General features: G+C 58.1%; 13 protein-coding genes and 1 pseudogene. 6 read left to right on the top strand and 8 right to left on the bottom strand.

Translation table 11 applies throughout. The features are described from left to right. Positions 1-184 precede the first annotated feature (184 nt). Positions 185-712, bottom strand: a complete 528-nt coding sequence (locus tag ACODSK_RS31175; protein WP_489021793.1) for a DUF3833 domain-containing protein — start codon at positions 710-712, stop codon at positions 185-187. A 2-nt stretch (positions 713-714) separates the two neighbouring features. Beyond that, positions 715-1,260, bottom strand: coding sequence for a chalcone isomerase family protein (locus tag ACODSK_RS31180; RefSeq protein ID WP_489021815.1), 546 nt, complete (start codon positions 1,258-1,260; stop codon positions 715-717). Positions 1,261-1,406: 146 nt separating this feature from the next. On the opposite strand from ACODSK_RS31180, the gene ACODSK_RS31185 reads away from it, so the two are divergent. The 4 genes from ACODSK_RS31185 (at position 1,407) to ACODSK_RS31200 (ending at position 4,606) form a co-directional block, all read left to right on the top strand. Next, entirely contained in the window at positions 1,407-1,952 is a 546-nt protein-coding gene (locus tag ACODSK_RS31185; RefSeq protein ID WP_489021795.1) for a lipocalin family protein, read from the top strand. Between the two features lie 131 nt (positions 1,953-2,083). Next, positions 2,084-2,779 carry a tRNA (adenine(22)-N(1))-methyltransferase gene (locus ACODSK_RS31190; protein WP_489021797.1) on the top strand — a complete coding sequence of 232 codons (696 nt, stop codon included), beginning with the start codon at positions 2,084-2,086 and terminating at the stop codon, positions 2,777-2,779. A gap of 316 nt (positions 2,780-3,095) precedes the next feature. Beyond that, the gene (locus tag ACODSK_RS31195) at positions 3,096-3,959 is read left to right on the top strand and encodes a diguanylate cyclase domain-containing protein (protein ID WP_489021799.1); all 864 of its coding nucleotides are present in this window, start codon (positions 3,096-3,098) and stop codon (positions 3,957-3,959) included. A 197-nt stretch (positions 3,960-4,156) separates the two neighbouring features. Beyond that, entirely contained in the window at positions 4,157-4,606 is a 450-nt protein-coding gene (locus ACODSK_RS31200; protein WP_489021801.1) for a hypothetical protein, read from the top strand. A gap of 1 nt (position 4,607) precedes the next feature. Here ACODSK_RS31200 and ACODSK_RS31205 read toward each other — a convergent pair. Then, positions 4,608-4,964: pseudogene (locus ACODSK_RS31205) on the bottom strand (glyoxalase superfamily protein); the annotation flags it as partial. 28 nt (positions 4,965-4,992) lie between these two features. Then, positions 4,993-5,454, bottom strand: coding sequence for an NUDIX hydrolase (locus ACODSK_RS31210; RefSeq protein WP_489021803.1), 462 nt, complete (start codon positions 5,452-5,454; stop codon positions 4,993-4,995). Positions 5,455-5,752: 298 nt separating this feature from the next. On the opposite strand from ACODSK_RS31210, the gene ACODSK_RS31215 reads away from it, so the two are divergent. Beyond that, on the top strand, positions 5,753-5,893 hold the full coding sequence (locus ACODSK_RS31215) for a hypothetical protein (RefSeq protein WP_489021804.1): 141 nt from the start codon (positions 5,753-5,755) through the stop codon (positions 5,891-5,893). A 94-nt stretch (positions 5,894-5,987) separates the two neighbouring features. Beyond that, positions 5,988-6,290: a YciI family protein gene (locus ACODSK_RS31220; RefSeq protein WP_489021806.1), complete on the top strand. Its 303-nt coding sequence runs from the start codon at positions 5,988-5,990 to the stop codon at positions 6,288-6,290. A gap of 177 nt (positions 6,291-6,467) precedes the next feature. Here the strand turns inward: ACODSK_RS31220 and ACODSK_RS31225 are convergent, their stop codons facing one another. The 4 genes from ACODSK_RS31225 to ACODSK_RS31240 form a co-directional block, all read right to left on the bottom strand. Further along, positions 6,468-7,076: a GAD-like domain-containing protein gene (locus ACODSK_RS31225; protein ID WP_489021808.1), complete on the bottom strand. Its 609-nt coding sequence runs from the start codon at positions 7,074-7,076 to the stop codon at positions 6,468-6,470. Positions 7,077-7,316: 240 nt separating this feature from the next. Further along, on the bottom strand, positions 7,317-7,925 hold the full coding sequence (locus ACODSK_RS31230) for a GAD-like domain-containing protein (protein WP_489021809.1): 609 nt from the start codon (positions 7,923-7,925) through the stop codon (positions 7,317-7,319). Positions 7,926-7,941: 16 nt separating this feature from the next. Beyond that, positions 7,942-9,300, bottom strand: coding sequence for a DUF6861 domain-containing protein (locus ACODSK_RS31235; RefSeq protein ID WP_489021811.1), 1,359 nt, complete (start codon positions 9,298-9,300; stop codon positions 7,942-7,944). A gap of 467 nt (positions 9,301-9,767) precedes the next feature. Further along, complete coding sequence (locus ACODSK_RS31240) at positions 9,768-10,706, bottom strand: D-2-hydroxyacid dehydrogenase family protein (protein ID WP_489021813.1); 939 nt, start codon at positions 10,704-10,706, stop codon at positions 9,768-9,770. Positions 10,707-11,070: the final 364 nt, after the last annotated feature.

Raw genomic sequence — 11,070 nt, forward strand, 5'->3', positions numbered from 1 at the left:
TGCAACAAATGTGGGAGCGGCTGTTAGCCGCGATGCGCCGTGTGGACGGCGCTCGGTCTTGAGAACACTAAAAGACTATCGGCATGCGCTTCGCGATGCGCCGCGTGGGCGGCGCTCGATCTAGAGGGCGCTAGAAAAACAGGGTCATGCACCTGGAAGCCTGCACCAGCCAAGCCCCCTGCATTCACTCCGGCATACGCCGGAAAAACAAGGTGATCTGCCCCACCTCCACCCCCAGCTTGCTCATGCGGGTCCGGTTGATCAGGGTGTCCTCATCCATCAGGTACATCCAGTCGTCCATGTCCATCACCCAGTTGCGGCCATCCACCGGCAGATCCAGGCGATAGCGCCAGTGCAGGGCATTGCCGGCGACCTCGCCTACCGCCTCGCCAACCACGTCCCCGGCAGTACCGCGCCAGCGGCCAGGGCCGTCGACGACCAGGGTCCAGGTGCGCTGCTGGCGGGTGCCGTCGCTGTAGACGAAGTGTTCGTCGAGGATCAGCCGCCCGCCCTCGCGACGGCTGTCGACACGCACGTGAAAACGCTTCACCACTTCACCCGAGCGCTTCTGGAACATGCCCCAGGCCTCGACCGGTCGGGAGAAAAAAGCAGCCAGGTCGAAATGCGGCTGCTCGTTGGCATAGTCCTCGACCTCGACATTGCCGCACGCCACCAACAGCAAGGCACCCAGCACGATCAGCACGCTGCGCATCATCAGTCTCCTCGGTTATCCATCGCCAGCCCGGAAAGACGCTGGCGCAACTTGGCATCACGGGCCCGCGGGTCGAGCCAGATGGCAAAGAAGGCGCGGGCGAAGTCGACATCCCCGACCTCGCGGCGCAACTGGCCATCGACATAAAAACGGCATCCCGCACCAGGCAGGTAGACCCCGGTAATGCGCATGCCCGGTTGCACATCGACAAAGGCCTCGCGCATCACCCCAGCCCAGCGTTCAAGGGTGGCGGCCGACAACCGGTCGCCCTGCAAGCGGCGCATTTCATCGAGGCTGGCCTCGACCAGGGTGTCCCGGGAAAGATTCCGGTGGTAGGTCAGTTCCAAAGCGAAAGGCTGGTTCCAGGCCAGCGGCGTGACCGTGCTCCAGGTGCGGGCGCGGTACAGGCTCAACCCGAACCAGGTGAACTCACCGCTGCCCACCGGGCGCGCCCCGGGCAAGCCGCTGCGCCAGTCGGCCGCGGCCAATGGCACCAGGGCCAGCAGACAAAAAGCGGTTCGGGCCAACCAGCGACGATTGCAGACCATTGCCATGGGTTTGACTCCACCGAGGAGAAATCCTGTACGCGCATATCTCTTTGTATAGTTTTTCCGGGAAAAGTTTGTACAACTTTTTCCTGACGATCCCGCTCAAAGCATCAAAGAGCCCGTCAATCACGTTCCCGGAGGTCGAAATGGCAATGCGTACACCCCTGCTGCTGTCCTGCCTGATGCTGGCAATGGCTGGTTGCTCCAGCACCGACCACAGCAGCGCACCGCCCACCACCATGCAGGTCGATCTGCAGCGCTACCAGGGCACCTGGTACGAGCAGGCGCGGCTGCCGATGTTCTTCCAGCGCAACTGTGTGCAGTCCGAGGCGCATTACAAGCTGCGCAGCGACGGCAAGATCGACGTGACCAACCGTTGCAAGGAAAAGGATGGCGAGTGGAACCAGGCCAATGGCATCGCCGAGGCCCAGGTACCCGGCAAGACCGACAAACTCTGGGTGCGCTTCGATAACTGGTTCAGCCGTCTGGCCCCGGAGATGACCAAGGGCGAGTACTGGGTGCTGTATCACGATGCCGACTACCAGGTGGCACTGGTCGGGCACCCGAACCGCGAGTACCTGTGGCTGCTGTCGCGGGAAGCCGAGATCAACGACTCCACCCGCAGCAAGTTGCTGGGCATCGCCCGCGAGCAGGGCTATGACGTTGGCGAGCTGATCTGGCGGCAGAAATAAGCGAGCCGGCTGCCGGGCATCGACCTTCCAGCGGTTGCGGTGGTCGTCCGGCGGATTTGAAATCCCGGCGATTGCCCGCCAGAATCGCGCCCCCGATCCGCTTTCGCCGTTTCAGAAAAAGGGCTCCCCGCTTGAACGAACAGACACTCTCCCGGCGCCTGGAGCGCGTTGCCGCGCATATCCCGGCCGGCGCGCGCCTGGCCGATATCGGCTCGGACCACGGCTATCTGCCGGTGGCCTTGATGCGCCGCGGCCTGCTGGAAGCGGCGGTGGCCGGAGAAGTGGCGGCCACACCCTTTCATGCCGCCCAACGCAGCGTGCGCGAGAACGGGCTGGAAGCTTCGATCAGCGTGCGCCTGGCCAGCGGGTTGCAAGCGATCGAGGCGCAGGACCGCATTGACGTGATCAGCCTGTGCGGGATGGGCGGCGAGACCATTCGCGACATTCTCGAAGCGGACCGGGAGAGATTGAGCGGCGAGGAACGGCTGGTGCTGCAGCCCAACGGCGGTGAACAGCCCTTGCGCCGGTGGCTGATGCAACAGGGGTATCGAATCGTCGCCGAGGAAGTGCTGCGGGAAAACCGCTTCGACTACGAAATCATCGTCGCCGAGCGCAGCGGGCCGGTGCTCTACAGTGCTGAAGAGCTGTATTTCGGGCCGCTGTCGCTGCGTGAGCGCAGCCCTGCGTTTCTGGCGAAGTGGCAACGTTTGCTGCGCTTGAAACGCAAGACGCTGGAGGGTTTGACCCGGGCGAAGCAGCCGGTTCCGGAGGGCAAAGCGCGGGAACTGGGAGAACAGATCGACTGGATCGCCGGGCTGCTGGGTTGAGCCGCGGTTCGTGCGGGATGGTTTCGGGACCGCTGGCGCGGTCCTTCGCAGCTGACGCAGCGCCTACCAGGACATAAATTTTGTTGCCTGCACCGCGCCACCAGATATCAAACCGCCAGCTATATTTTCCCTAACCCCGATACCCTCTTTTTTTATCCCCTTTTTCTGCCCCCGTTTTTCTGCTTATGTACGCTGTATTTGGCGCAGCAAGGCCGTTCCAGGGCTGTGCCAAGCGACAGGAAGTCTGCCAGATCGCTGGTCCGGCCCGTTCAGGGCCAGGCTGTGCCCAAGCGTCACGAACCGGACTACCTGACTTATGCCCGTTGATCTGCAAGCGCTCTATCCCAAGCTTATCCATCTGATGCTGGATACGGTTTTCGTGGTCGACCGGGACGACGAGATCGTCTTCGTCAGCGATGCCTGCCACGCCCTGCTGGGTTACCGCGCCAATGAACTGATCGGCACCCCCATCACCCGCTACATGCACCCCGAAGACCTGCCATCCACCCGAGCCTCCATCGTCCGGGTGATGAACGGTCAACCGCATTTCGACTTTCGCAATCGCTACCTGCGCAAGGATGGTGGCGTGGTCTATATCCTCTGGGCCGCGTTCTGGTCCGAGGAGGTCGGGGCGCGGATCGGCGTCGCGCGCAATGTCACCGCCCTGGCCCAGGCCGAAGAAGAGCTGCGTTTCCTCGCCCATCACGACCCCCTGACCAAACTGACCAACCGCTCGCTGTTCAACGACCGCCTGCAGGCCGCCCTGCATGTCGCCCATCGGCACAAGACCACCTTTGCCCTGCTGTTCCTCGATATCAACGACTTCAAGGGGATCAACGACGACTACGGCCACAGCATGGGCGATCGCGTGCTCTGCGTGATCGCCCAACGCCTGCAAGGCTGCGTGCGCGAAACCGACACCGTGGCGCGGATGGGCGGCGACGAGTTCATCGTGCTGCTCACCGATATCCACCCGGAGAATGCAGTGTCGGACAAGATCGCGCAGATCCTCGCCGTCATGGCCGAACCGCTGGGGACGGAGTTCGACGGGCTGCACATGCCCTCCTGCAGCATCGGCGTGGCCTGCTATCCGGCGGATGGCATGGATGCGGACACGCTGCTCAGCCATGCCGACGGCGATATGTACCGGATCAAGCGGCGACGCTCCGGGGCGGGGTGAATCAACTGCCCGGGCTGGCCGCGCTTTCGGCGAGCATAGCCACAGGGTTCTGGGCCTGTCGCAGTATCTGCGCTCGACGCGGTCCCTGTGGGAGCTGGCATTGCCAGCGATGAGGCCCGCAAGAACAACCCCGAACAGCAAGTTCCACCACACCTACACTTTCTCGTTGAGCCCACAACTGCAAGGACGCACGGGAAATGCCAAGCACACGACGGGACGATCTTGTTTACGCACTGCTGCTGACCGGGGCCTTCTGCGCTTTTGTGCTCACCGGCTTCGGTAGCCTTGCCTGGCAACTGAGTGCCCTGCCGCTGGCGGCAATCGGCCTGGGCTTGGCCTTGCGCGCTCCACCTTTACTCCTGAGCGCCAGCACCGCCGCGACGCTGGCGGTGATCACGGCGTACCTCTTCTTCACTGCCAGCCTCGGCCGCGAGGGCGGGCTGGCCTGGATCGGCCTGTGGTTTTCCGCCCCGGGCATGCTGCTCGGTATCGGCGCCACCGTCTGGCTGTTGCGCTACCGGTTCCGCACCAGCCTGCCATGGATCGTCGCCGGCCTCGGTTTTGCCGGCGCCGTCCTGGGCTTCATGCTTGGCCAGTTGGTGGTCTGCAACAGCCTGATGGACTGCGGGCCACTGACGCTGGCATAGCTCAGCCTTCGCAGAAGCGGATCCGGTTGCCGAACGGGTCGTACACCTCAAGCACCTTGCCCCAGCCCTGCTCGACGATATCCGGGCGGGCATAGCCGTAACGCTTGGCCAGTAGCTCGTCACGCAACTGCTCGATGTTGTGCACCGGCACGAACAGCGTCGCCCCCGGACTGGCATCGCCGTGGTGTTCGGAGAGATGCAGTTGCAGGCCGTCGCGACACAGGCCCAGGTACAGCGGCAGGTCCGCTTCGTAACGGTGTTCAAACTCGATGCTGAAACCGAGGAAATCCAGGTAGAACTCCCGGGCCTTGGCTTCATCGAACATGCGCAGGATGGGAATGGCGCGTTCGAGCCGGATAGCGGCTGGAGGAGTCGTAAGGGTGTCGTCAGATCGCATCATCAATTCCCCTGAGAGCAGGACGGGTAGCAAGCAGATTGGCTGGCATCAAAATCTTCTCCAAGTGGACCAACGCCCGTTGAAACAGCGGATCACAGTCCTCGACAGGCATACGGTCAAGCGACGCCCAGAAAAAATCGAAACGATGGCCATGATCGTCAACGGTCTGGTGCGACCACTGTTGCGGCAGTGGGCCGGCTGCGCGGCAGAGATGAAAAGACCAGACTTGCCCCTCATGGCCAGCCTGCCAAAGGCCAAGGTCGGCCTCGACCTTGGCGCCAGTGATGCCGGACTCCTCCACCAGTTCACGCAAGGCCGCGTCGCCTGGAGTTTCGCCTGTTTCGATACTGCCCTTGACCAGTTGCACGCCCGCCACAGGGTGGCGGAACAACAGAATCCGCGGGTCCGGTGCAGCCGACATGAGCACGGCGCAGGCTTTGTTCGGGGGCATGGTGATTTCCTTGTCGACAACGGCAGCCGGCAATCATACGGGATCTCGCAAGTAACGCCGCCCCGGCAAGCAAGTTTCCGGCAGGAAAGTTATAAGCCAGCACATTATGAAACTGGCATGAAATTCTCATGTCATTTATTAGCGTCCTATCAACTGTTGTCCAACTACCCACTTTCCCCACCCAAGAAAAACACAGGGGGTTCCTATGAGTTGTCTGATCTGCGCGGGTCGTGCCGAATCCATCGAGTGTTCACCGGGGTGGGAAGAGCGCAGTTGCCCACGCTGCGGGTGTTACCGGATGTCCCAGTCACTGGTACTGCTGATGATGAATGAAGGCCAGATCTTCGATTCGAAGAAGATGCGCGAATGGCTGGAAGTCAGTCGTTGCCGGGTTCCAGTACCGTCCATTGATTTGAATCAGGCGATCATTGTTCAGTGACGGAAAACCTCTTTGCCGGTTCTCCAACGTTTTGGCGCAGCTCGTTCAGGGGAGGCATGCTACTGTTCGGCGTCTGGACGATAAAGGAGGACCGATGAAGGACTACATGATTCTCATGCACGGGGATGCGCCCGATCAGGTTGCAGCACATGACCCTGAGCGCTGGGAACGCTACATCGGTTGGCTGCAGGACAGCGGGCAATTCGATGGGGGCAGTTCAATCGGGGCTGGCGAACGATTGAAGAAAGGCCAGGCAAGCGTGGTGGTCGCTGACGAACTAAACGGTTTTATCCGCATCCGTGCGCAGAATGCCGAAGCGGTCCGGGCCTTGCTGGTGGGCAACCCGGTCTACGAGGCGGGCGGAACCGTAGATATTCGCGAACTGCCACGCACCTGATTGATCGCCGCTGCGCAGAAATCCCTAATGCGCTGCCCCTTTTTCAGAGCGCTCATAAAGCAGCGAAAATGCCATTTGCCTGGTCCGGAGATCGGAAGAAACGAAGGAGATAGTCGCTTGTGGTCGCTGTGAACAGAAACTCAGAGGTCAGAGGTCAAAGTACGCGTGCCCTTGTGATCAAAAATTGTAAGGCTCTAGCTCGGCAAGCTGGGAAAGCAAAATCAAATGCTCAACTGCCTTAACTTTTTCCACGTTTTTTAGGGAGGCATTCCCTCCCAGCATGAGTGCGGGAACGAAGCCATACATTTCATCATGAGGCAGTGTGCCAAGTTTCCTTCTTGCCGACCTGAACATCTCTTCAAAATCATTAGAACTGACTTTCCTGAAAACTATAAAATCTTGAACTTTGCGATCCATTAACTCTGGCTCGGGCTTAAAGTCGTGAATTACACAACGAGAAAAAAGGCTGTCAATCCTGAGAGAGAACCCCGTTTTCTCACCCCACAGATAAAGGTCCCCAAATGCGCCGCGAGCGATCAGGTGGTAAGTATCGTAGTTTTCAAACTCCGTCCCCGTGAGCCATGATGCGACAACCCCCTCATACTCTTGCGGGTTAACTATCCAGAAGATCCCATTACCATATCCACACCAACCATGTTCACCCCAGTACTCAAGAAGTTTATTGGGCAGTTTCTCTCTGTAGCGCCGAATGCTGGATACCGGAACTTTCTGCCGAGCGACAGGACTACCAAACTTCTCTAAAAATCTACCGAACGCTTCGTCCATGGTCACCTCCCTTGATCAGCACTTGTGTAATTTTACGCCGAGCAAAGTTTAGCTTTGCAGGGATTCCGACACATTTCAGCCTCGACCCTCAGAATTTGAATTTTGTCTTCACGGCCGGTACTGGAGTTTACCTGCCTGCCTCCGAAACCACTGACTATACCTTTGCCTTCAGCCCCGCCCACCGCCACTTCGCCTAACTAGTCGACTACTGCCGCTACGAAGTGGCAAACCCTGCACATTTTAGAAATTGTAAGGCTGAAGTTCGGCAAGCTGCGAAAGCAAAATCAAATGCTCAACCGCTTTAACCTTTTCTACGTATTGCAGGGAAGCATTCCCTCCCAGCATGAGTGCAGGAACGAAGCCATACATTTCGTCAGCCTGCAGAGTTCCGAGTTTTTTTCTCGCAGGTTTGAATAAGTCGTCCAAATCATTAGACTCTGCACTCATCGTCAACAGAAAACCTTGTACCTCTTTATCCAGCTCATCAGGACCAACCTCAAAGTCATGAACAACATATCGAGATAAAACCCCAGTAATCATCAACGAGAAACCCGTTTTCTCACCCCACAAATACAAATCACCAAATGCTCCACGTGCAATCAGGTGATACGTATCGCGTTGCGATAGGATTGTTCCCTCAATCCAAGATTTCACCACACCTTCGTATTCCTGCGGATTCACGAGCCAAAAAATCCCGTTACCATAACCACACCATCCGTGCGCCGCCCAGTACTCCAGAAGCTGATCTGGCAACTTACCCTTATAACGAGAAATACTTGAAATCGGGACTTCTTGCCGACCTACAGGACCACCAAATTTTTCCAGAAACCTAGCAAAGACTTTATCCATGACAATCTCCTCTTGATCAGCACCTATGCAACTTAACATTAATAAAAGTAACACCCCGCACTGACTCCGGAATCTTCTCAGCAGCTAACTTTAAACGTGTTATTTTTGACACCCATTGTGGCCCAATACTAGAGTTCACTTGCCGATCTCCGAAGTCGGCGATGATATCCTTGCCACCAGCTCTTAAATCAGGATTATGTAGCCCTGCAAGATTTGACATTATCCTAGCAGTTTCTCTGCTAGCCGCCATTTCAGCATCCAACGGGCTCATCTCCTTTTGAAACTGCTTCTGAAACCTAGCATGCATGCTTAATTTCAGAGCCTTGCGGGCTTTCTGCGCCGTTGCACTATTACGACTCACTGGGCTAGCAATATTCTCCAAATACTCCCCAACCGTAAGCCGATTCAACCCATCCTCCTGCCCCTGCAACTGCCGCTCGAACTCTCCAATCTTGGACTCCGGCATCTTGTCAGCCTTGAAGCATTCGACCTCATGGAGGGCCATGGTGTTCGGCCTGCCCTTGGACTGCTCCCTGTCATTAGCGGACGGGCGATTCTGCGGCGACTTGATATCTGCGGAGGCCAGACTCCCTACTCGAGGTTCACGAGACTGCAAATCGGGGTGCTGCTTCAGGACGTCTTCATGTTTGAGCATCCATTGGCCCAGCTTCGCACCTCGCTCGCTACGCTGCATTTCACCGGCCAGCACACTTGCATTTCCACGACCCCGCGTCAAATAAGCAACGATGGCACTTAGCAGCAGAACCACTACGGCCTCATGAGCAAGTGCTATCTCCAAGCCACCCATTCCTGCCGAGAGTCCATTATCCGAGTAGTAGCTCATTGGGCCATGGGAACGCTCCTGGGGACCATTCCATGCAGTAGAGATTCCCCTTGCATAAGCATCAAGGATCGGTTTCAGGCCTTCGGTGAAAAACTCAGTGATCGAAGCAAGCCCCAATACACCAAGAATCCAAGCTCCTGCCTGTACACCAGCAACAGCTCCTGCCATCGCGCCAGGAAATGCACCTACACCACCCGCAAGAAAACCAATGCCCCCTCCCACCATGCCGCCGGTCAGCGCGCTACCAGCCAGAATCATCCCCAGATCCTTGACCATGGCAATCAAATCATTCAGCACAACTCGGATATCAAGGTCGGAGAAACGCTGAAGGAGACGCCTGCCAACTTCTATTTCTGCAACCCTGAAAGCTTCGCGGACACTAGCGATTCTGCGGTGAATCAGTTCGAAGCTAGGTGTACTCTCGAACTCGGGAAAACGGGACGCAGTCATTCCTGTATTGAACGCTCGGAATGGTCTTTCAAAATGACTATCGATATCAAACCAGCTAGGTATAAGTCTCCCCCCAAACATTAATCGCTCCTGCGTGCGTAATAATCAAAAATTTGACCCCCAAAAACCATCCAGTCAAAAACATGGATTCAGAAATTAACCAGACGATTCTGAGCTAAATGACTGGCAGATCAGCCGAAGAGGCGAGCTATGGAAACGTTTCACCATGGACATGTCAAATACTGGCCTTTCAATACCAGCCACCACAGAGTCATGACAAAACGCTCTAACCCAAGGCTTTACTGACATCAAAGCAGTTCGAGAGCACGACAGGAGCAACCACAACAAAATATTTCAATCGAACTTCATTTACTTTCTGCCTTCAAACCCCCACGCCAAACTTCCGACTTCAAAAACTTCATTCAAAAGAAATAAACAGACATAACCGCTCTACTACTGATAGTTCAACGCTCCCCGAAAATACCCAACAGAAAGATCCTACAAAAATCACTGTAGCTCACCATCAAGCCAGGGAAGAACCTAGTCTTTCAGTGCTCACCTGAAAAAAACGCCACGACATTATCAAAGGCATCGCCGAAATAAAGCTCGTAACCGTTCTTCTCCACATACCCCAGATGCGGTGTCGCCAGCACTCGCGGGTGAGTAAGCAGGGGGTGCTGGGGGTCCACCAGCGGCTCCTGCTCATACACATCCACCGCCGCGAACCCTGGCCGCCCCGCCTCCAGCGCCTGCAGCAATGCCCCCGGCGCGATCAGCTCGGCGCGGCTGACGTTCACCAGCAGGGCATCGCTTTTCATCCGGCTGAGGTCGTCGAAGGTCACGCCATGGCGGCTGCGCTCGGACAATCTCAGATTGAGACTGACGATATCCGCCTCGCTGAAGAACGCCTCCCGCGATACGGCCGCCCGGTGCCCATCGGCCTCCGCCGCCGCGCGACTGGTCTCGCTGCCCCACACCAGCACCGGCATGTCGAAGGCCTGGGCATAGCGCGCCAGGCGCTGACCGATCTTGCCATAGCCCCAGATACCCAGGGTCTGCCCCGCCACCGCCTGGCCCAGATTGACCTGCCAGCGGCCCTGCTTGAAGGCTTCGATGGCCGGCACCAGTTGCCGCCGGGCATTGAGAATCAGCGACCAGGCCAGCTCCGCCGGCGCCACGGGCGAGCCGCGCCCTTCGGTCACGGCGATGCCCCGGGCGGTACAGGCATCCAGGTCGATATGACCGGAAACCTTGCCGGTCTGGCTGATCAACTTGAGGTTCGGCAGGCGATCGAGCAAGGCCGCGTCGATGCGCGTGCGCTCGCGGGTGAGCACCAGGGCGTCGGCATCGGCGAAACGTGCGGCGAGCTCATCGAGGGAGGCAGGCTGGACATCGTGATAGACCCTGACCTCGTGCGCGGAAAGCCGGGTGAAGCAGTCGAGGCTGCGGATCACGTCTTGATAGTCGTCGGGGATGACAATGCGCATCGGGGCGGTCCTGGCGGGAGGTCGGGATGGAGACGATAGCTGAAAATGACGGAGGACTGGCTAACCGCAACAACAGTGAACACCCTGCTTCTGTGTCTGGCCTGGATCACGCGGCTGGCCCGATACCCTGTGGGAGTCGGCGTTGCCGACGATGGGGCCATCCGCCTCGACATCAATCTTGCTGGTCGGGTTGTTCTTGCCGGCCTCATCGCTGGCAAGCCAGCTCCCACAGGTTCCTGTGTCGGAGCTGGATCATGCGGTTGGCCCGGAACCCTGTGGGAGTCGGCATTGCCGACGATGGGGTCATCCGCCTCGACATCAATCTTGCTGATCAGGTTGTTCTTGCCGGCCTCATCGCTGGCAA

This window comes from Pseudomonas sp. FG98, assembly GCF_057808595.1.

Bases quoted from the DNA above. Each gene is read 5' to 3' on its own strand.
- ACODSK_RS31240 (WP_489021813.1), bottom strand. From the start codon at position 10,706: ATGCGCATTGTCATCCCCGACGACTATCAAGACGTGATCCGCAGCCTC.
- ACODSK_RS31200 (WP_489021801.1), top strand. From the start codon at position 4,157: ATGCCAAGCACACGACGGGACGATCTTGTTTACGCACTGCTGCTGACC.
- ACODSK_RS31215 (WP_489021804.1), top strand. From the start codon at position 5,753: ATGTCCCAGTCACTGGTACTGCTGATGATGAATGAAGGCCAGATCTTC.
- ACODSK_RS31220 (WP_489021806.1), top strand. From the start codon at position 5,988: ATGAAGGACTACATGATTCTCATGCACGGGGATGCGCCCGATCAGGTT.
- ACODSK_RS31175 (WP_489021793.1), bottom strand. From the start codon at position 712: ATGCGCAGCGTGCTGATCGTGCTGGGTGCCTTGCTGTTGGTGGCGTGC.
- ACODSK_RS31210 (WP_489021803.1), bottom strand. From the start codon at position 5,454: ATGCCCCCGAACAAAGCCTGCGCCGTGCTCATGTCGGCTGCACCGGAC.
- ACODSK_RS31235 (WP_489021811.1), bottom strand. From the start codon at position 9,300: ATGTTTGGGGGGAGACTTATACCTAGCTGGTTTGATATCGATAGTCAT.
- ACODSK_RS31185 (WP_489021795.1), top strand. From the start codon at position 1,407: ATGGCAATGCGTACACCCCTGCTGCTGTCCTGCCTGATGCTGGCAATG.
- ACODSK_RS31180 (WP_489021815.1), bottom strand. From the start codon at position 1,260: ATGGTCTGCAATCGTCGCTGGTTGGCCCGAACCGCTTTTTGTCTGCTG.
- ACODSK_RS31225 (WP_489021808.1), bottom strand. From the start codon at position 7,076: ATGGACGAAGCGTTCGGTAGATTTTTAGAGAAGTTTGGTAGTCCTGTC.
- ACODSK_RS31230 (WP_489021809.1), bottom strand. From the start codon at position 7,925: ATGGATAAAGTCTTTGCTAGGTTTCTGGAAAAATTTGGTGGTCCTGTA.
- ACODSK_RS31195 (WP_489021799.1), top strand. From the start codon at position 3,096: ATGCCCGTTGATCTGCAAGCGCTCTATCCCAAGCTTATCCATCTGATG.